Annotated in this window: 17 protein-coding genes and 1 pseudogene; 11 read left to right on the forward strand and 7 right to left on the reverse strand. The window is 59.1% G+C overall.

Annotated features, from left to right (window positions below; translation table 11 throughout):
* Positions 1-12: 12 nt before the first annotated feature.
* Positions 13-342, reverse strand: a complete 330-nt coding sequence (locus JFT91_RS16370) for a DUF6124 family protein (RefSeq protein ID WP_201233060.1) — start codon at positions 340-342, stop codon at positions 13-15.
* Positions 343-829: 487 nt separating this feature from the next.
* Between JFT91_RS16370 and JFT91_RS16375 the strand changes: the two are divergent.
* Together JFT91_RS16375 and JFT91_RS16380 are read left to right on the forward strand one after the other, a co-directional pair.
* Positions 830-2,193: pseudogene (locus JFT91_RS16375) on the forward strand (AAA family ATPase).
* Positions 2,186-2,806 (forward strand): retron system putative HNH endonuclease, encoded by a 621-nt coding sequence (locus JFT91_RS16380; protein WP_201233062.1) that lies wholly within the window; start codon positions 2,186-2,188, stop codon positions 2,804-2,806. Before JFT91_RS16375 ends, JFT91_RS16380 begins: the two are co-directional and overlap by 8 nt.
* Before the next feature lie 185 nt (positions 2,807-2,991).
* Here JFT91_RS16380 and JFT91_RS16385 read toward each other — a convergent pair whose 3' ends face one another.
* Positions 2,992-3,555 carry a DUF4174 domain-containing protein gene (locus JFT91_RS16385; RefSeq protein ID WP_201226468.1) on the reverse strand — a complete coding sequence of 188 codons (564 nt, stop codon included), beginning with the start codon at positions 3,553-3,555 and terminating at the stop codon, positions 2,992-2,994.
* 207 nt (positions 3,556-3,762) lie between these two features.
* On the opposite strand from JFT91_RS16385, the gene JFT91_RS16390 reads away from it, so the two are divergent.
* Positions 3,763-4,227 carry a GNAT family N-acetyltransferase gene (locus tag JFT91_RS16390; RefSeq protein ID WP_201233064.1) on the forward strand — a complete coding sequence of 155 codons (465 nt, stop codon included), beginning with the start codon at positions 3,763-3,765 and terminating at the stop codon, positions 4,225-4,227.
* Positions 4,228-4,298: 71 nt separating this feature from the next.
* Here the strand turns inward: JFT91_RS16390 and JFT91_RS16395 are convergent, their stop codons facing one another.
* The 3 genes from JFT91_RS16395 to JFT91_RS16405 form a co-directional block, all read right to left on the reverse strand.
* Positions 4,299-5,084, reverse strand: a complete 786-nt coding sequence (locus JFT91_RS16395) for a sulfite exporter TauE/SafE family protein (RefSeq protein ID WP_201226470.1) — start codon at positions 5,082-5,084, stop codon at positions 4,299-4,301.
* Between the two features lie 233 nt (positions 5,085-5,317).
* Positions 5,318-6,532 carry an MFS transporter gene (locus tag JFT91_RS16400; protein WP_201233066.1) on the reverse strand — a complete coding sequence of 405 codons (1,215 nt, stop codon included), beginning with the start codon at positions 6,530-6,532 and terminating at the stop codon, positions 5,318-5,320.
* Between the two features lie 221 nt (positions 6,533-6,753).
* Positions 6,754-7,503 carry a hypothetical protein gene (locus JFT91_RS16405; RefSeq protein WP_201233068.1) on the reverse strand — a complete coding sequence of 250 codons (750 nt, stop codon included), beginning with the start codon at positions 7,501-7,503 and terminating at the stop codon, positions 6,754-6,756.
* Between the two features lie 337 nt (positions 7,504-7,840).
* On the opposite strand from JFT91_RS16405, the gene JFT91_RS16410 reads away from it, so the two are divergent.
* The 3 genes from JFT91_RS16410 to JFT91_RS16420 all read left to right on the forward strand — a co-directional run bounded on the left by JFT91_RS16410 (position 7,841) and on the right by JFT91_RS16420 (position 10,470).
* Positions 7,841-8,989 (forward strand): aldose epimerase family protein, encoded by a 1,149-nt coding sequence (locus tag JFT91_RS16410; protein ID WP_201233070.1) that lies wholly within the window; start codon positions 7,841-7,843, stop codon positions 8,987-8,989.
* 160 nt (positions 8,990-9,149) lie between these two features.
* On the forward strand, positions 9,150-9,971 hold the full coding sequence (locus tag JFT91_RS16415) for an aldo/keto reductase (protein WP_201233072.1): 822 nt from the start codon (positions 9,150-9,152) through the stop codon (positions 9,969-9,971).
* Positions 9,972-9,999: 28 nt separating this feature from the next.
* Positions 10,000-10,470, forward strand: coding sequence for a DUF1810 domain-containing protein (locus JFT91_RS16420; RefSeq protein ID WP_201233074.1), 471 nt, complete (start codon positions 10,000-10,002; stop codon positions 10,468-10,470).
* Here JFT91_RS16420 and JFT91_RS16425 read toward each other — a convergent pair.
* Entirely contained in the window at positions 10,435-12,795 is a 2,361-nt protein-coding gene (locus JFT91_RS16425; protein ID WP_201233076.1) for a DNA polymerase II, read from the reverse strand. The genes JFT91_RS16420 and JFT91_RS16425 overlap by 36 nt on opposite strands.
* A gap of 391 nt (positions 12,796-13,186) precedes the next feature.
* On the opposite strand from JFT91_RS16425, the gene JFT91_RS16430 reads away from it, so the two are divergent.
* Entirely contained in the window at positions 13,187-13,627 is a 441-nt protein-coding gene (locus JFT91_RS16430; RefSeq protein ID WP_008084932.1) for a CBS domain-containing protein, read from the forward strand.
* A gap of 175 nt (positions 13,628-13,802) precedes the next feature.
* On the opposite strand, the gene JFT91_RS16435 is transcribed toward JFT91_RS16430, so the two are convergent.
* Positions 13,803-14,426: a glutathione S-transferase N-terminal domain-containing protein gene (locus tag JFT91_RS16435; RefSeq protein WP_201233077.1), complete on the reverse strand. Its 624-nt coding sequence runs from the start codon at positions 14,424-14,426 to the stop codon at positions 13,803-13,805.
* Between the two features lie 1,323 nt (positions 14,427-15,749).
* Here JFT91_RS16435 and JFT91_RS16440 point away from each other — a divergent pair.
* From JFT91_RS16440 to JFT91_RS16455, 4 genes are all read left to right on the forward strand, one after another.
* A complete protein-coding gene (locus JFT91_RS16440; protein ID WP_201233078.1) occupies positions 15,750-16,568 on the forward strand; it encodes an energy transducer TonB in 819 nt (272 codons plus the stop codon).
* A gap of 67 nt (positions 16,569-16,635) precedes the next feature.
* Positions 16,636-17,322 (forward strand): MotA/TolQ/ExbB proton channel family protein, encoded by a 687-nt coding sequence (locus JFT91_RS16445; protein WP_371748312.1) that lies wholly within the window; start codon positions 16,636-16,638, stop codon positions 17,320-17,322.
* Entirely contained in the window at positions 17,322-17,723 is a 402-nt protein-coding gene (locus JFT91_RS16450) for an ExbD/TolR family protein (RefSeq protein ID WP_201204785.1), read from the forward strand. Before JFT91_RS16445 ends, JFT91_RS16450 begins: the two co-directional genes overlap by 1 nt.
* Before the next feature lie 209 nt (positions 17,724-17,932).
* Entirely contained in the window at positions 17,933-20,644 is a 2,712-nt protein-coding gene (locus JFT91_RS16455) for a TonB-dependent receptor (protein ID WP_201204786.1), read from the forward strand.
* The last annotated feature ends 105 nt before the right edge of the window (positions 20,645-20,749 follow it).

A 20,749-nucleotide genomic window follows, 5' to 3' on the forward strand; every position in this document is an offset into this window, starting at 1 on the left:
GAACCTCCGTGTTCAATGTTGAATTGCGGTTTGCACCGGGTCGAGATTGTCCAGTGCGCGATTGACCAGCAACTCGCCGATCACGGCCAATTGCTGGACCGCCAAGGCGAGGCTGCGCTGGGAATCGTCCAGCTTGCAGGCCATGTCGGTGGTCAGGACGTTGAGCGAGGCGAGGGTTTCGCGGGCGTGGGTGAGTAGCGTGGGGGTATCGATATCGGGACGGAGGGTGAAAACGTAGCTGACGGGATCGGGATGATTCGGGTCGCGGAGGCGATTGTTGCGGGAGTCGAAGGATCCTGAATCGGTTAAGGATTCAGGGGGATTCGGAGTGTGTTTTTTCATAAGTGACGACCTCAATATTTTGAAGAAAAAACTGCCGAACTCACTTCCACGAGAGGGTGGCAGCTTTGCGCAGGTGTGGAAGTCCGGGGAGGTCGTGAGGAACCCGGTGCACTCGAGAGTGCTCCTGCGCATAGCTGCCATAAGCAAACAATGTTGGCATAAAACCTCCAACATGTGTTTACAGGCGCACATACGCTCACAACCATCCCCGGACTTCCACATCCGACCACTGTTTTTTCCAGCGGCCAAAGAAGGTTATCCCCCTGCCCCACAGCGCACCAGTTCACCAACGCCGCCGCGACTTGCAGGAAAAATCCACGGTCGACGCAGGCCTTTGCCTCAGACATTTCTGTAGGAATATGCTGCAACGAATTTTGAGGAACGACTGAATTTGTTGTATCTACACTGCATCGAATCAATCCGCGTCAACGGGTGACATAATGCGCGCCAAAGCCTCTAAACCGACTGACCCTCAAAGGGCGTTGTAATGGAAATACAAGCGTTAATACTGAAAGATGTCGGCCGATTCACCGACTTGAGAATTGTGCTGGCTCCCACCAAGAAACATCACTCGAACGTTACGGTTCTGGTAGGAAATAACGGCGCAGGTAAGACCACCGTTTTAAAGTCGATGGCTACCTTACTGAGCTGGTTGGTTGCCCGAATTCGCAATGAGAAAGGGAGTGGCAACTTTCCTGCTGAGGAAAGCATTCGAAATGGTGCTTCAAGTGCGTTAATCATGCTTGGCGTAACGGACGAAGCACATCTAAGTTCAGATGCGCCTGTCTACGATATTGATATTCCTCCAATGTGGGGAATTGCCAGAACTAGACAAGGACGAAAGAGTACTGCGCATAACGAGCTGTCGGGTATCAGCCGTCTCGCAGACCACTACCGCACCCAGCTCACCGCCAACGACAAAGCCTCCCTCCCCTGATCGCCTACTACCCGGTCGAACGCTCCGTCCTCGAAATCCCGCTAAAAATCCGCACCAAACACACCTTCGACCAACTCGACGGTTACGACAACTCGCTCAACCGAGGCGTCGACTTCCGTCGTTTCTTCGAATGGTTTCGCGAGCGCGAAGACAGCGAAAACGAGACCGGCATTTCCGACACCGCACTGGCCGAAATCTCCGAGAAATTCGGCACCGACAGCGACGTCTGGAAAACCCTCGCCAATCTGAAAGCCTCCTCCCGCGACCGCCAGTTGACCGCCGTGCGCTCAGCCATCGCCGCATTCATGCCAGGCTTCACCAATCTGCGCGTCCAGCGCAAACCGCGCCTGCACATGGCAATCGACAAGGGCGGCGTCACCCTCAACGTCGCCCAACTCTCCCAAGGCGAGAAATCGATGATGGCGCTGGTCGGTGACATCGCACGGCGCTTGGCGATGATGAACCAGTCGCTGGACAACCCGCTGCACGGCGACGGCATCGTGCTGATCGACGAAGTCGATCTGCACCTGCACCCGAGATGGCAGCGCAGCCTTATCCGACAGTTGAGCGAAACCTTCCCGAACTGCCAGTTCGTCCTTACCACGCACTCGCCGCTGGTGATCAGCGATGCCAAAGATGTGCTGGTTTACGTGCTTAATGACGGTGAAATCCACGAACACAGCGGCTTGTACGGTCTAGATGCCAATCAGGTGCTGTTGGAAGTCATGGACACCGACATCCGCAACAGCGACGTGCAGAAACGCCTCAATCGATTGATGGAATGTTTGCAGGACGGTGAGCTGAAGAAAGCTCAGACGCTTTTCGCCGAGCTTTCCAAGGAGCTTCCCGAGGGGCATATCGAGCTGGCAAAAGCCGCTTTGCTGATCCGCAAACTGGAGTTGCGCAGTGCGTAAGATTCTCAAAGGAACTGAGCCAGCATCGCTGAGCCAATGGAAGGTCAGAAACAACACCGCGACTTATCGCGATTTGCCCGCAGAAGAACGTCAATCCGTTCGCACGGCTTGTATCAATGAACAATTCGGACTCTGCGCTTATTGCTGCCAATCCATCACCGTCGGCGCTGCCCACAACGAACACATCGCCGCGCAGGATCGATTCCCTGCGCGCACCCTGGATTTCAGCAATATCGTTGCCAGTTGCGAAAACCGTCATCACTGTGGGCATGGTCGAAAGACTCAGCCGCTTAAAGTGACGCCGTTCATGGCTGAGTGCGAAACCGAGCTCAAGTTTTACCTGTCCGGACGTGTCGTTGGCAAAACCGACCGTGCCACAGAATCAATCAAGACGCTGAATCTGGGCGATACCGAAGAAAGCAATCGGGGCCTCATCGAAAAACGCAAACGGATGGTCGATGACCTTATCTTTACCGGAGGGCTGCGACCTGACGGACTGGAGGACGAAGATCTCTTGAGCATCCTTCTCGAAGATATGTTGACGCCTCAAAAGGGTCAGCTTCAGCCCTTCTCTCCCGTTTTGGTCAATGTAATCCGCCAGATTCTGCCGTGATGCACCTGGCAGCCGATTGATATTGGCAAAACTTGAAGATCAAAAGATCGCAGCCTGCGGCAACTCCTACATTGACCGAGTGAAAACCCGATCCTGTAGGAGCTGCCGCAGGCTGCGATCTTTGCAGGCAATAAAAAATGGGCGACCTGTTGAGGTCGCCCATTTTTTTGATTCAGGCCATGCGCTCAATCGTCCGGCATTTCCGGCGGCTTGCTTGGTTTGGCGGGTTTGGTTGGCTTGGCACCTTTGGTACCTTTTGCCGGTTCTGGCGCAGCAGCGACCGGTGCCTGGGCAGCGGCGGCGGCTTCCTTCTCGGCCATTGGCATGGCGTCGATGGTGTCGAAGATTTTCTTCAGGTCGAGCGCTTTCGCCTCATCACCCGATGCCGAGAGTTTGGTCTCGCCGTCCTTGCCCACCAGGAATACTTTCGGATAAGCCCCGGCGCCGAGTTTCAGCGAGCGCAGCAGCGCCATGGTGTCTTGCTGGCCCATGTCCTTGCCGTCGAGTTGGCCGGACATGTTGAGGATGGTGTAGACCTTGATGTTGCGGTCGGCGACACCCTTCTTGTTGGCTGGATCCTCCAGCGACTTTTTCAGGCTGACCCACACGGGGTCGACGGTGCTTTGTGCGATCACGATCAGCGGTCGGGCGCGGCCCATATCCCCGGCGATGGGCGAATCGTTGTCAGCGGCGAACAAGGGGCCGGCAATCGCCAGCAAGAGTGTCAGGGTCAGTGACCTGATGAGCATGCGCATCTCCTTTTGATATCCACGCTCTAATGATTGCGCATCGTGGCGATTGTTCCGGGCTGACCCGGCAAATATCTGTCGCCTTGTCAGAAGCTTAGGTCAGGCGCGACATTGCGCAACATATCCAGCGCGATAACAACGCGGATTTGATTACCTTTTATGACCGCATTAGGGTGGCAGTTCTGACGACGGAATGGAGTTCCCCCCATGCAGATTGAATACCTGTGCGATCACCCCGAATTGATTGAAGAACTGGCCGAACTCAACTTCAAGGAATGGGGTGAGTTTCGTCCGGGCGACACCCTTGAGGCGCGTACCGAACGCATGCGCGCGGCCTGTGGCAAGGGCGCGATTCCAAGCGTGGTGGTGGCGATTGAAAAAGGTACGTTGCTCGGTGGCGCCCTGCTGATCGACAGCGACATGAAAACCCGTCCCGAGCTGACGCCGTGGCTGGCCGGGGTGTATGTGAAGACTGAACAGCGCGGGCGCGGGGTCGCGTCGCAACTGGTCAAGCGCATAGTCGAAGAGGCTGCAGCGCTGGGTGTGCCGCAGTTGTATCTGTACACCGACGCGGCGCAGTCGTTGTATGCGCGGCTGGGCTGGGAGGTCATTGAGGATGTGGTGTACGAAGATTTGCCGGTAACGGTGATGAAGTACACCTTTGCTGACTGAGTTAACCCCTGTGGCGAGGGGATTTATCCCCTTACCACAGGTTTTGTTCCGGCTCAGGGATCGAGGCCGGATCAGAACGCCAGTTTGTAGCCGATCAGCACCAGCATCGTCGCCAGGCACGGGCGCAGCACTTCATCGGAAATGCGTCCGGTCAGATGGCTGCCGAGCCAGATACCCGGCAGCGAACCGACCAGCAGGAAGCCCAGCACACCCCAATCCATGTTGCCCATGCTGGCATGGCCCAGACCCGCAACCAAAGTCAGCGGCACGGCGTGGGCGATTTCGGTGCCGACCAGACGACGGGTCGGCAACAGCGGATAGAGGATGAACAGTGCAACAGTACCGAGGGCGCCGGCACCGATCGAGGTCAGAGCCACCATGGTGCCGAGGATCAGACCGGTGATCACGGTCATCACATTCAGCCGTGAACCGCTCGGGTTGTAGTTGCCGCCGGCGCGTTTATGGGCGAATTCGAGCAAGCGTTTTTTGAAGAAAATCGCCAGCGCCGTGGCGAACAGCACGAAGCCCAGCGCCTGTTTGATGATGGCATTCATCGCATCCGGCGCGGTGTGCAGGGTGCTGAGGAACCACAGGGTCATCACGACCGCCGGCACGCTGCCGAGGGTCAGCCAACCGGTGATCGCCCAGTCGATGTTCTTGTTCTTGCGGTGAACCAGCACGCCACTGGATTTGGTAATGGCGGCGTACAGCAGGTCGGTGCCTACGGCTGTCGCCGGGTTGATACCGAACCACAGCAGGATCGGCGTCATCAACGAACCACCGCCGACACCGGTCATGCCGACGATAAAACCTACCACCAGCCCGGCAATCACCAGGCCGAAATTTGCCAATTCCATTAAGACGTCCAGAAAAACGACAGGAAAAATCTGGCCCGCAGCATAGCGATTTTTCTTATAACTACATATATCGATACGGTCTATCGTTATGCCATATCGCACTCAGCACCCTTCTCCACCTGTGGGAGGGAGCCTGCTCGCGAAGACGTAATGTCAGTCGACAGATGAGTTGAATGACCCACCGCATTCGCGAGCAGGCTCGCTCCCACAGGGATGATGTAGTGATTAGAAGATCAATGCACCCGCCGGCCCGGTTTGAAACTGTGATGGCTGTTGATCCACACCGTGGCCAATGCAATCAGCGAGAGAATCAACAATGCCCACGGAAACGACATTGCCCCCGCCCGATCAAGCAGCAAGCCGCCGAACAAACCACCGCCGGCAATCGCTACGTTCCACGAGGTGGTGAGCATCGCCTGAACCACGTCGACATGCTCACCGGCCGAGTCCGCCGCCGAGGTCAGCAGCAAGGTTGCCGAGCCGCCAAAGGACAAGCCCCACACCGCCATGCAGGCATAAATGAGCAACGGTGACGGCGTGATCAGCGCCAACACCAGTGCCGTCAGTGCAAAAACCGCAAGGCTGATCAGCGTCAGCCAGCGCAACCAGCGATCCACCAACAAGCCGATGATCCAGATCCCCACCAGCGAACACAGGCCAAACACCAGCAACACCAGATCGACCCGGTCCGCGAGACCGGCCTGCATCAGAAAAGGTGAGATGTAGGTGTAAAGAATGTTGTGCCCGAGCATCCACGTCAGCACCACGAACAACACCGGCCGTACGCCCGGCAGGCGCAACGATTCGAGCAATGGCAGACGCTCGTCACTGGCCTGTCCCGGTCGATCCGGCACTGCAATGACGATCCACGCCGCCAGCACCAGAGCCAGCGCCGACATGATCCCGAACGACGCACGCCAGCCGATCAGATTGCCCAGCCAAGTCCCTGCCGGTGTGCCCAACGACAGCGCTACCGGGGTGCCGAGCATGGCGATCGCCAGCGCCCGCCCCTGCTGATGCACCGGCACTATCCCGCGCGCGTAACCAGCCATGATCCCCCACGACAGCCCCGCCGCCATCCCGGCCAAGAAGCGCGAGGCCAGGGTCAAACCGTAATGGCTGGAAAACGTGGTGACGGTGTTGAAGACCAGAAACCCGCCCACCGTCATCAACAATACCCGCCGTCGTGGCCAGCCGCGCGTGGCGACGGTCAGCGGAATCGCCGCGACAATCGAGCCCAGCGCGTAAAGCGTCACCAATTGCCCGGCGAGCACCTCGCTGACATTGAGGCCCGCGCCGATTTGCGGCAGCAGCCCGGCCGGCAGGGTTTCGGTGAGGATGGCGATAAAACCGGTCATGGCGAACGCCAGCAACGCGGCGTAGGGCAGTTTGTCCGCACGGGCGGTGCGGTCGACGCAGTTGAAATCGGCGCTTGCGGGGTCGGTCATGACGGGGGCTGCTCCATTTTGATCAATAGCGGTGACGGATTGTATACAAAAACCGCATTGGCTATTTGATCAATGTGGGAGCGAGCCTGCTCGCGAATGCGCTGGATCAGTCAATACTTCAGCGCCTGAAATACCGCTTTCGCGAGCAGGCTCGCTCCCACACTGGATCTCTGCGCACCACAAACTCTTGTGGTGCGTTGACCGTCATCACCCCCGCGAACTCACTGCACCGGCAAAAAATTCAGGAACAGCAGACTCTGCGCGTAGTTAAGGCCGATCCGTCTGTAACGCTCATCGAGCATTTGCGTGAGCAGATCCAGGCGCGCGACGATTTTGCCGAACTCGGTGGCAAAACTCAGGTTGCTGCCCTCCTCCGAAATTTCATTGGAGAACAGCAGCGGCTGGCCTTCCTTGTTCTGTCGCTGAGACAAAATCCACGTGGCTTTTTCGATGTTGCGCGCGGCGTTGTGGACGAAGGTCGGGTTGATCGCATCGGTCATGTAGAACTCGACCCGGTTGCCATGGGCAGTCACCAGCATGCTGCCGATGGCATAGATGAACGCGCCGACGCGATCACCGAGAAATTCCGGGCTCATCGCGTAGCTGAGCGCCGCCAGATCCTTGCGCCCGCCGAGCACCGGCAGTGGCTGTTGTTGCTCGATCGCCAGGCGTACCTGTTTCACCGCCGTGTTGATGTTGAGAAACCCGGATTTGCGCAGCTCGTCCGGGTTACGCAAGTACAGCTTGCCCATCAATCGATAAAGACTGTTGAGGTTGTCGCGCATTGCCAGGGTGGCCATGCGGTCGACACTGGTCTGCAGGAACTCCTGAGGCTGACCTTCGCGAATCTGGTTGATGAAGCCGTTGCCGTCCTGATGCGTGCAACCGCTGATCAACAGCGACGACAAACAGGCCAGCAACAGGCATGGGCGGCAAACTGAACGGGCGATCAGATGAAAAACTCTCGGCATGAATTCTCGAACGGGCACATTCCTGTGCGGCGGGAGTCACCGCATCCTGGCCATGGATAGAGCCGCTGAATTCAGAAAAGTGCAGTGCTGACGCCGCTTCCCGACCTTCGGCGTGACGAGCCCGATCATTTAGTCCGACTTTATCTTTGCAATAAACCTCTAATCCGCTATAAATTTTTACTCACACCACAAATAGCATGACTATTGCCACCCTTGTAGGAGCTGCCGAAGGCTGCGATCTCTTGATCTTGTTCTTAAACGACCAGGTCAAAAGATCGCAGCCTTAGAAAGCTCCTACGCGGGGAGTTGAAAACAACAACAAAAAGGAAGGTCAACCATGCTTCAATCCCGTCACCTGCTCTCCGGCCTCGGACTCTCTCTGATGATCGCCACCCTTTCCGCCAACGCGGCGGGCCTCAGCGCCGAACACAAAGCCTTCGGCAAAACCAATGACGGCACGCCCGTCGAGCAATACATCCTGCGCAACAGCCACGGCATGCAAGCCACCGTCATTACTTACGGCGCAACCCTGCAATCGCTGAAAGTCGCCGACAAGCACGGCAAGTTCGATGACGTCGTGCTCGGTTTCGATGATGTGCAGGGCTATCAGAAAGGCACCGCGTACTTCGGCGCGACCATCGGCCGTTTCGGCAATCGCCTGGCCGAAGGTGCGTTTGAACTCGACGGCAAGCGCTATCAAGTGCCGCAGAATGACAAGACCAATGCGCTGCACGGCGGCACACTGGGCTTCGACAAGAAAGTCTGGAAAGCGCAGGAAACCAAGGACAAGGATTCGGTCGGCGTGACCCTGACTTACCTGTCGGCGGACGGTGAAATGGGCTTCCCCGGCAACCTCACCACCGAGGTGACCTATCGCCTCACCGACAACAACGAACTGCGCATCGACTACAAGGCCAACACCGACAAACCGACGGTGCTCAACCTGACCAACCACAGCTACTTCAACCTCGCCGGCGCCGGCAATGGCGACATTCTCAAACAGGTCGCCACCCTGCACGCCAGCCACTACACGCCGGTGACGGCCAAGCTGATCCCGACCGGTGAACTGGCGCCAGTGGCCGGCACACCGATGGACTTCAGCAAACCGACCGCGATCGGCACGCACATCAAGGCTGATCATCCGCAGCTGAAATTCGCTGAGCCGAAACAGGGTGGTTTCGACTTCAACTGGGCGCTGGATACCAAGGGCGACATCGGCAAAGTTGCTACTGAGGTGAGTGATCCGCAGTCCGGTCGTGTGCTGCAGTTGTTCACCACGGAACCCGGCGTGCAGTTCTACACCAGCAACTTCCTCGATGGCACGGTCAAGGGCAAGGGTGGCAAGGTTTATCCGCATTGGGGCGCGTTTACCCTTGAGACGCAGCACTATCCGGACTCGCCGAATCAGCCGGACTTCCCGAGTACGCGACTGGATCCGGGGCAGGATTACACGCACAGCGTGGTGCTGAAGTTCTCCGCCAAATAAAAGCTGAAGATCAAAAGATCGCAGCCTGCGGCAGCTCCTACAGGGGGAAATCCGAACCTGAAGCAGGAGTTGCCGCAGGCTGCGATCTTTTTGCTTTTTGAACCCCTGGGCTATCCTGCTGCCCACTAAAGGTATCGACATTTTCAGCTAGGAGGTTTGCATGCGTACCCTCGAATTGGCCGGCGTGCAGGTGCCGGTGATTGGCCAGGGCACCTGGCGTATGGGTGAAGACCGCTCCGCCCACAAGCGTGAAGTCGCAGCCCTGCGCACGGGGATCGAGCTGGGCATGACCCTGATCGACAGCGCCGAAATGTACGCCGAGGGCGGTGCCGAGACAGTGGTCGGCGAAGCCATCACCGGCCTGCGCGATCAGGTATTTCTGGTCAGCAAGGTCTATCCGCACAACGCCAGTCGCAAGGGCATCGCGCAAGCCTGCGAGCGTAGCCTGCGTCGGCTCGACACCGATTACATCGATCTCTATCTGTTGCATTGGCGCGGCCAGTATCCGCTGGAGGAAACCGTCGAGGCCTTCGAACGCCTGCGCGAGGACGGCAAGATCGGCCGCTGGGGCGTGTCGAATTTTGATGTCGATGACCTGCAGGAACTGGCCAATCCGGCCTGCGCCACCAATCAGGTGCTCTACAACCTCGAAGAGCGCGGCATCGAATTCGATCTGTTGCCATGGTGCCAACAGCAGCGTATGCCGCTGATGGCCTACTGTCCGATCGGTCAGGGCGGCGCGATGCTGGCTGAACCGTTGCTGAACCAGATTGCCACTCGTCACGGCGTAACCCCCGCGCAGGTTTCGCTGGCGTGGATTCTGCGTCAGGATGGTGTGATTGCGATTCCCAAGGCTGTGCGACCGGAACACGTGCAACTCAATGCAAAAGCGGCGCAGCTGCAACTGGAAGCCGGGGATCTGGCGGCGCTGGACCAGGCGTTTCAAGCGCCACAACGCAAGCAGCGGCTGGCCATGGTCTGAGCCGCTGCCGACTGGCGAGGGCTTCGCGATGAGAAGCACGGATCAGTACGACCCGTTCAACCTGCAACGTTTTGTTCAGGCCCAGGATCCGGTGTTCGAGCGCGTGCAACGCGAACTCGGAGACGGCCGCAAACGCAGCCACTGGATGTGGTTCGTGTTCCCGCAGTTCGCCGGGCTGGGCGGCAGTGAAATGTCCCGGCGCTATGCGATCGGCGCGGCCGAGGAAGCCCAGGCCTATCTGGCGCATGAGCTGCTTGGCGCGCGGCTGCGCACGTGCACGCAGTTGGTGCTGAACGTGCAGCAACGTTCGATTGCAGAAATCTTTGGTCACCCGGATGACCTGAAATTCCACTCGTCAATGACGCTGTTCGCTCAGTTTGCCGCCGAAGACAGCCTCTTCCATCAGGCACTGGAACGTTACTTCCACGGCATTCTTGATGAGTGGACATTGCAGTTGCTTGACTCAAAACAGGCCCAGTTGCCCGCCGATCAGGGTTGAGAAGTCGTCATCGACAAACGGCAGAATCGCGTCTGCAATCGGTTGCAGTTGCCGGGTGATGTAGTGGTCGTAGTCGATGGCCGCGCGACGCACTTCCAGCGGCTCCGGCCCAGCCAGGGTGATGACGTAGCTGATCCAGCCGCCGTTCTGGTATTGCCGTGGACGGCCGTGCTGCACGTTGTATTCGTCGGCCAGCCGTGCCGCGCGCACATGGGGCGGCACATTGCGTTCGTAATCGTCGAGAGTGCGGCGCAGGCGCTTGCGATAGATCAGTCGATCATCGAACTCGCCGGCCAACGTCTTGCGCACATAATCGCGCACGTAATCCTGATACGGCTTGCGCTGGAAAATCCGCTCGTAGAGTTCCTGCTGAAACTGCCGGGCCAACAGCGACCAGTCGGTGCGTACGGTTTCCAGGCCTTTGTAGACCATTTCTTCCGTCCCATCGGCGCGGCTCACCAGCCCGGCATAGCGCTTCTTGCTGCCCTCCTCCGCGCCCCGAATGGTCGGCATCAGAAAGCGTTTGTAGTGCGTTTCGAACTGCAATTCCAGGACACTTTCCAGGCCGAACTCGTCCCGTACATGCTCGCGCCACCAATCGTTGACGTGCTTGACCAGTGCATGGCCAATCTCTGCGGCTTCTGCCTGGCCGTGGGGACGACGCAGCCAAACGAAGGTTGAATCGGTGTCGCCGTAGATCACCGCGTGCCCCTGCTCTTCGATCAGCTTGCGCGTGCGCAACATGATTTCGTGGCCGCGCAAAGTGATCGAGGAGGCCAATCGCGTATCGAAGAACCGGCAGCCGCTGGAACCGAGCACGCCGTAGAAGGCGTTCATGATGATTTTCAGCGCTTGGGACAATGGCGCGTTGTGCTCGCGCTTGGCGGTCTCGCGACCTTCGGCCACCCGCGACACGATCGACGGCAGGCAATGCCGCGTGCGCGAGAACCGCGCGCCACGGAAGCCCGGCACCGAGTCGGTGTCGTCCGGGTGCTGCAAGCCTTCGATCAGCCCCACCGGGTCGATCAGAAAGGTGCGAATGATCGACGGATAAAGGCTTTTGTAGTCGAGCACCAGCACCGACTCGTAGAGCCCCGGGCGCGAGTCCATGACGAAGCCGCCGGGGCTGGCCTGCGGCGGGTTTGTCCCCAGGTTCGGCGCGACAAAACCCTGGCGGTGCATCAACGGCATGTACAGGTGGGTGAACGCCGCCACCGAACCACCGCTGCGATCCGCCGGCAGGCCGGTGACGCTGGCGCGCTCCAGCAGGAACGTCAGCAGTTCGGTCTTGGCGAAGATCCGCGTGACCAGTTCGCAGTCCTTGAGGTTGTACTTGGCCAGCGCCGGTTTGTCCTCGGCGAACATCCGATTGATTTCGTCCATGCGCTGGTACGGCGTGTTGATGGATTTGCCCTCGCCCAGCAGCGTCTGGGCGACGTTTTCCAGGCTGAACGAGGGAAAACTCCAGGTCGCCGAGCGCAGCGATTCAATGCCATCGATGATCAGCCGCCCCGCTGCCGAGGCGAAATAGTGATTGCGGCTGCCGTGCTCACGCCATTGCATCTCTTCGCCGCCACGGCCGATTTTCAGCGGCACACCGAGGCGCCGGGCATGTTCGTGGAGGATGCGCAGGTCGAACTGCACGACGTTCCAACCGATGATCGCGTCGGGGTCGTGGCGGGCGAACCAGTCATTGAGTTTCTTCAGGATGAGCGTGCGCGAGTCGCAATATTCGAGATCGAAATCGACGATGCTGGCATCACCGTTCGCGGCGCCAAGCATGTACACCTGACGCTCGCCGCAGCCTTCCAGGGCGATGGAATACAACTCACCGGTTTCGGTGGTTTCGATGTCGAGCGAGACCAGCCGCAGCTTCGGTCGGTAAGCCGGGGCGGGTTTGAGGTGTGCGTTGAGCAAAACCCCGTCGGCATCGGGCGTGCCGCTGAAAAACACCGGGGCGGTGATGAAGCGCTCCATCAGATAGCGCTCAGGCGGGCGCACATCGGCTTCGTATACGTCGACACCCGCGCGATTGAGCGCTGTTTCCAGGCGCATCAACTGACCATGTTGCTGGCAATACAAACCGAGCACCGGGCGATGCTCGAAATCCTGCAGGGCCAACGGGCGCAGTTCGACGTTCTTTTCATCGTGCAGCAGGCGTTCAGCCGCTGCGCGCTGCTCGGCGGGGATAAACGCCACCGACGGCTGATGCGGCAAGCGCACACGGCGCGGCCCGGCGTCAGTCGCCAGCCAGAACTCGACTTCGGTGCCGACCGGCGTATCGCGCCAATGCCGGGTCAGGACGAAGCCCTGCGGTAAATCCACCACTGCAACCTCGGGAAACTGAATCTGGTGCGCATTCTACGCTGCCCCTTCATCGCCCGCGTTTTCAGTTTGGAATACTTTGTGATGAGAGGGTTTATCTGTGGCGAGGGGATTTATCCCCGTTGGGTTGCGAAGCAGCCCCAAAACCATCCGACACGGTGTACCAGGAAAACCCGGTTGTCTGTTTTTGGGCCCGCTGCGCAGGCCAACGGGGATAAATCCCCTCGCCACAGATAAATCCCTCGCCACAGGAACTCCATTTCACAAAGGCTCAGGGTAGGTATTTTCAGTAAATGACGTTTTTTGCGTGTTATCTGCCGCTTTGCCACCTTGCTCTGTACGTCAGCGTCTACGATGCTTGGATAACAACGACAACACCTGAGTAACCGCCATGAAGACCGTCGCCCAACTGCTCAAGCTCAAAGATCAGAAAAATCAGGAAGTGCACCAGATCAAACCTGATCACATGGTGCTCGAAGCACTGATGAAGATGGCCGAGAAGAACGTCGGCGCCTTGCTGGTGGTGGAAGACGACAAAGTGGTAGGCATCATCAGTGAACGCGATTACGCGCGCAAACTGGTGCTGCATGGCCGCTCATCGGTGGGCACGCCGGTTCGCGACATCATGGTGGCGAACGTGATCACCGTGGACACCCACCAGACCGTCGACACCTGCCTGGGCATCATGTCCGACAAACGCCTGCGTCACTTGCCGGTGGTGGAGAACGGCAAGTTGATCGGCTTGCTGTCGATTGGTGACCTGGTGAAAGAAGCGATTGCCGAACAGGCCGAGCTGATCAAACAGCTGGAGCAGTACATCCGCGGGGAATAAACCCCTCAAGATCCCCCCGCAGGAGTGAGCCCTGTGGCGAGGGGATTTATCCCCGATGGGGCGCGAAGCACCCCCAAATAAACAGGGTCTGCTGCGCAGTCCATCGGGGCGGTGCGACGCTTCGCTAAATCCCCTCGCCACAGGGCTCACTCCTGCATTTGGTTGTGTGGTGGGTTCAGGCTGGCCAATGCCGGGCAAACACCGGAGCCAACACCGGATGCCGGTCAATCCTCTGCAACCACGCATAAAACCCCGGCCGCGTCTGGCGCAAGTGCTCGCGGCTGCCGGCCCAGCGCGTCACCACCGCCGCCAGCACGTCCAGCGCCCCCGGCGTTTCGTCGTCCAGGTACAACTCGGCGGAAAATTGGTCGGCAAACACCTCCCAGCTCCAGTGCAAGCGCTCTCGGGCGCCGGCCATCAGGTTCTGCCGTGACGCTTCGTCAGGCATCAGCAACCAGCGCTCGGGGTAGTCGATAACGCCAATCGCCGCGTAGCAATTGCTGACGATGTAGACCAGACCGCGAATGGCCTGGTCGCGAGCGGCTGCCTGCGCCGGCAGTAGGCCGGACTTGGGAAACGCCAGACCCAGGTGAATCAGAATGGCCGCGCTCTCGGTCAGCGCACTGCCATCGGGCAGTTGCAGGGTCGGGATCTGCTTCAGCGGATTGAGTTGCGCCAATGCGTCAGCAGCTTCGGCACTGGCTTCGGTATCGATGAAGCGGTAGGCGATCTGGCACAACTCCAGCGCCGCTTCGATGGCGGCTGCGCCTGAATTGCGATGTCCGTAGAGCTGATACATGACTCCCCCTTCTCTATTGATGACCTGTGGCGAGGGGATTTATCCCCGATGGGTTGCGAAGCAGCCCTGAAATTGTCCGACGCGGTGTGTCATGCAAACAGCGCTGCCTGGTTTTTGAACCGCTGCGCGGGCCATCGGGGCGGTGCGACGTTTCGCTGAATCCCCTCACCACAAAAGTCACACGCCACAGAATAGATGGCGGCTGTCCGGATGTAGAAATTTCTTGGCTGTGTATCCGTTTTGGCACGAATTTCCCATGCGCTCGCCACTTGCGAATTCAACCCTCGCGAAACAGCGCTTACGGTGCCGATCCCGCACCAAGAGCAATCATCGAACGCTATCCGCGTTCTTGTAAGGTGCGATACCGAACCAAAAGTTCGCGTATCCGAGCTGGCAACAAGGAGTTCACCGCGTGAATCTTCAATCGTTCTGCCGCATCACTGCCTTTGCATCTCTTTACGCCAACAGCCGAGTTCATCTGAACAGCACCGGCCACCTGCGCGTTTACTGTATTACCTAACCCAATACCCCCACTGTGCTCGGCGATGAGTTATTCACCGAGCGCACAGTCTTATTTATTTTTTAAATACAACGCTGAATATCATTGCGCGAGCCATGCACTAATCAGTCTTCAGCTGGATTGTCAGACAATAACTTCAGCTATTTTATATTTGCACCAAAACTGCACCAACGACTGCAACTAAGCAAAGACTCAGGCATTGATTTCATTTAAACAAGAACAAGGAATAGCCCCTGTGACCCGCTAAAACATTGACCCGCACCAAATCAGTCCGCCGCGCACCAGCAAGTGCCCCGACTGACACGAGAATTGCCGCTCTGCCTCGCCAATCCGCGAGATAGAGCACACGGCCAGACTCGCCCTGAAAAAAGCCGCTGCGTACGCGGCGACGGGATTGTATGCGCCGAAGATAAACAGGCCAGCCATCGAAACTTATATAAATGCGACATGGGTAACATCAATGAAATAACCCACCTACATTCCAGCAACATTTGGCACAGCGGTTGCAAAACACAATTCGAGAAGTCTGCGATCTGTTGACCTTGATCTGATCTTGATCATTTAAAACAAGATCAACAGATCGCAGCCTGCGGCAGCTCCTACCTATAGAACAACACCAGGGAATGGGTAATGAACCGACGAAGTCGATGGCGCTGAGCCAGTAAGTTGCACAAGCCTTGTTAACCGGATAGTTCAACTATCGGCTTCTGCACACCCAAAAGAAAGTTACACCCATCCACTCGAACATGACCCACATGTTCGGACGGCACCTTATTGCCCTTCATCAACCCGAGGGAGCTTTAATGAACGATGCGGTAAAGCACAGAACCCTGCCGGGTTTGTTACGGGACGCGCCGATCCCGCCAACTTCGGGCAGGCCGGCCTTTAAAGCCAATACCTCGCAACCCGGCGGGTTGAACAAACAGCAAATGGTCTTGTTGGTCGCCGTGTCGGCGCTGATACATGGCGGTACCTGGTGGTTTCTCCAGCAATCGCGACCGGAGCCGTTGCCGACGCCGCCACAGATCCCGGAAATGACCGTCGAGCTGACCAGCCCGACGCCACCCGCTCCGCCGACGCCGGAACCACCGCCACCGCCGCCACCACCGCCCGAACCCGAGCAACCGGTGGAAGACGAAGACGCGGTCAAGCCACCGCCGAAACCGGTGGAAAAGCCCAAGCCCATCGAGAAACCGAAACCGGTCGAGAAGCCAAAACCGGTGAAGAAAGTCGAGCCGCCGAAAGCGCCGCCCGCTCCGGCACAACCGGCCGCCCCTGCTGCGCCGGCCACACCAAGCGCGCCACCGGCTCCCGCAGCGGCCCCGGGCCCGGTCAAGGAATCGGCGGCGATTTCCGGCCTCGCCAGCCTCGGCAACCCGCCGCCGGAATACCCGTCGCTGGCGTTGCGGCGCAACTGGGAAGGCAGCGTGGTGCTGCGCATTCAAGTGCTGGCCAACGGTCGTGCAGGTTCAGTGACCGTGACCAAATCCAGCGGCAAGCCGCAACTGGATGACGCCGCCGTTGCCGCCGTGAAGAACTGGAAGTTTATTCCGGCCAAACGCGGTGACACACCGATTGACGGCTTCGCCACCCAGACCATCGATTTCAAATTGCCGCAATAACCGAACGCTCAATCAACGCACAACCGAATAACGCAAGCGAGGTATCACCATGAACGATTTGTCTTCGATGATTGTCCCCGGCGTGCTCTGGGGTCTGGTGCTGTTTTCCGTGGTCAGCTGGGCGATCCTGCTGGTCAAATCGGCGCAATACCTGCGCCAGAAAGCGCAGAACAAACAGTTCAGCAAAGCCTTCTGGGGCGCGCCCGATCTGCTCACTGCCGCCGAACACGCCAGCCAGTATCCGGGCTCGCTCGCGCGCATTGCCAGCAGCGGTTTCGAAGCCCTGCTGGTGGAAGATTCGCCGCGCACCACGCAGCAACTGGCGCACACCATCAACCGCTCGGATCGACTGGAGCGTAACTTGCGCCAGCAGATCCAGAAGGAACGCCGCTCGCTGGAAAACGGCCAGGCGATCCTCGCCAGTATTGGCAGCACCGCGCCGTTCATTGGTCTGTTCGGCACCGTGTGGGGAATCATGGAAGCGCTGAAAAGCATCGGCGAAACCGGCTCGGCCAGCCTTGAAGCGGTCGCCGGGCCCATCGGCCACGCGCTGATCGCTACTGGCGTGGGCATCGCCGTCGCGGTGCCGGCGGTGCTGATTTACAACTTCTTCCTGCGTCGTCTGAAACTCGCATCGGCGGACATGGACGATTTCGCCCACGACTTTGACGCCCTCGCCTCGCGCAGTGCGTTTTCCATCAGCCGCCAGGCCATCGCCAGCAAAACCACAGCCGCCGTGCGGGAGGCCAGCTGATGTCGTTCTCCACTCAAGACAGCGAAGAAGTGCTCAGCGAAATGAATGTCACGCCACTGGTCGACGTGATGCTCGTGCTGCTGGTGGTGTTCATCGTCACCGCGCCGCTGATGACCAACGCGATCAAAGTCAACCTGCCGAAAACCGACGCCGTCGCCCCCGCCGAGAAAAAGGACCCGGTGGTGGTCAGCGTCGATCAGGACGGCAAGTTCTATCTGGCCAAGACCGAACTGGCCCCGGAATCTTTGGAGGCCAGCCTCAAGGAGGTCAAGGCCAAGGACGCCGAAGTACGCGTTCAGCTACAGGCCGATTCCTCGGTGAATTATGGCCAGGTCGCCAAGGCCATGGCGTCCATCGAACGCTCGGGCATCAGCAAGATTTCGGTGATGACCACCCACTGAGTGCGGTGCCGGGCGCGCGTTGAAAATACGCGCCCGGCACCGCTGAAGAAATCCCGTCGCACTCGGCCGACCGAAAAAACGCTACGCGTCTTCGGAGGGGATCGGCTTGCTTGAAGAAAGTGGTTTTTCGCGGCGCGGCACCACCGTGACCTGCGCAATCAGGGCTCACAAGGCCATTTCGATAACGTCTAACAAAGTCGGAAACAACCATGCTGATGAACACTCCACGCTTTACGCTGAAACCTTTGGTGGCGACGATTTCTCGTCACCGTTTTGTTCCGTTGTATCTGGTGGCCATGGGGATGGGCGCCGGGACTGTGCAGGCCGCGGAGGACGACAATGCGGCCGTCCCCGCAGCGGCGGCGGTGGTTGCGCCGACCACGCAACTGCAACGGGTGGAAGTGACCGGTTCGGCGATTCGCCGTGTCGATGCGGAAACGGCGGTGCCGATCACCATTCTCAAGGCTGACGAGCTGCGCAAACAGGGCGTGACCACCACCGCCGAACTGGTGCAGCGGATCACCGGCAGCCAGTCGATCAACAACAGCGCCGGCTCGGTCGGTGCGGCCACCGGTGGCGCCTCGTTCGCCGACATGCGCGGCATCGGCGCGAACAAGACGCTGGTGCTGCTCAACGGTCGACGCCTGGCCAACAACGCTTTGTCGGGGACCAACTCGGCCGGCGGTGCGGTGGATCTGAACATGATCCCGTTTGCCGCCATCGAGCGTGTGGAAGTGCTGCGCGACGGCGCTTCGGCCCTGTACGGCACCGATGCCATCGGCGGCGTGATCAACTTCATCACCAAGAAATCCATGACCGATGGCCAACTCACCCTTGGCGGCGAAACCCCGACCCACAGCGGCGGCGGTGCAACCAAAGACATGAGCGCCAGCTGGGGCTACGGCGATCTGGAGCAGGACCGCTTCAACGTCCTTGGCGTGTTCAACTACAACAAGCAGCAGAACCTCGACGCCAACGACCGCTCCTTCGCCCGCGACTACGATCCCGGGCGTGGCCTCGATCAGACCTCCGGCACCGCGTTCCCCGGCAACTATAGCCAGAACGGCAACGCCACCAATCCACTGGCCAACAGCAATTGCAACGGGCCGAACCTGGTGGCGCGCGACGGTTTGTGCCGCTTCAGCACCCGCGAATACATCGACCTGGTGCCGCAAACCGAGAAGACGTCGTTCTTCGGCAAGACCACCGGCAAACTCGCCGACGATCACAACGTCAACCTCGAATACTTCTGGTCGCGCAACAACAACGCCACCGCTGTCGGCCCAGCGCCACTGACCGGTTTGAGCCTCGATTCGTCGTCGCCCTACTACCCCGGCAACGGCATTACACCCGGCCCGAGCGGATTCGCCCTCGACCCGACGCAACCGGTTGATGTGAACTGGCGCGAAACCGCTGCCGGGCCCCGTGAGTCGAAAGACCAGAACACCAGTCAGCGCTTCTTGCTGAGCTTCGATGGTCTGGTCGGCGGTTGGGATTACAACGTCGGCGCCTCGTACAACCAGAACAAAATCGTCTCCAGCGTCACCAGCGGTTACGTCAGCGATCAAGCGATGATCAATGGTCTGGCCAGCGGTCTGCTCAACCCGTTCGGCCCGCAGTCTACGGCCGGTCAGCAATACATCGATGAAGCGATGTACCACGGCGCCTACTCCACTGCGGTCGGCCGCGTGGCCGGATTCGACGGGCGTATCAGCCGTGAGATTGGCGACTGGTTCGGCGCGGGCCCGTCCGGTCTGGCGCTGGGTGGCGAGTACCGCAAAGAGAAATTCCATCAGGACTTCGAGTCGTTCGCCGGCGACATCCAGAGCCTCGGCATCGACCCGAACGGCAGTGTCGAGGGCGACCGCAGCGTGAAAGCTGCTTACGCAGAAATCAACGTGCCGGTGCTCGACAGCCTCGAACTGTCCGCCGCCGTGCGTCACGACAAATACAGCGACTTCGGCAGCACCACCAATCCGAAATATTCGTTCCGTTATCAGCCGCTCAAAGAGCTGGTGGTGCGCGGCGCGTACAGCGAAGGTTTCCGCGCACCGTCGCTGTATGAGTTGTATTCGCCGCGCAGCATCACCTTCACTCAGGGCTACTACAACGATCCGGTGCTGTGTACCGGCGGCGTGGTGCAACCGGGTGGTAATGGCGGCCGCGATTGCGGTCAGCAGTTCCTCAACCAGATTGGCGGCAACGAAGACCTGGCCCCGGAGAAGGCGCGCAACGTGACGCTGGGTTTCGTCTACCAGCCGATCAACAACCTGTCGGTGGGCCTGGATTTCTGGTGGATTCACATCTCCAACCAGATTCAGCCGTTCCCGGAATCCACCGTGTTTGATCAGGCCGGTTCCTACCCGGATCGCTTCGTGCGCAACGCCGACGGCACGCTCAATTACATCGTCACCGGCAACGCCAACCTCGGCATCGTCGAAACCAACGGGGTCGATGTGTCGCTGGACTATCGCTTCCCGAACACGCCGTACGGTCAATTCGGCCTGGGCCTGCAAGGCACCTATGTCGACGAGTACGACTTCCAGAGCACCATCAAGGGCCCGTTCACCGACAAGGTCGGCGACTTCGAGGGTGACGGCGTGATCGCGCGCTGGAAGCACAACCTCACCGGCAGCTGGACCTTCGGCGCGGCGCGAGCGTCGCTGACCAACCGCTTCACCACCGGTTACAACGACTACGACCGCGATACCCATGCGCGCGTGGCGTCGTATTCGGTGTGGGATCTGTCGGCCGGTTACACCTTCAATAAAGTGCTGGATGTCGATGCCGGGATGAAGAACATGTTTGACCGCAACCCGCCGTTCTCCAACCAGGCCTACAACTTCCAGAGCGGCTATGACCCACGCTACACCGACCCGCTGGGCCGCACCCTGTTTGCGCGCATGACGTACCACTTCTAACCCGCAACACCGTAATCCCTGTAGGAATGAGTCTTGTGGCGAGGGGATTTATCCCCGTCCGGCTGCGCAGCAGTCGTAACCATTGATCGCGGTCTGTCTGGTCAT

The sequence above is a fragment of the Pseudomonas sp. TH08 genome, assembly GCF_016651275.1.
Taxonomy (GTDB): domain Bacteria; phylum Pseudomonadota; class Gammaproteobacteria; order Pseudomonadales; family Pseudomonadaceae; genus Aquipseudomonas.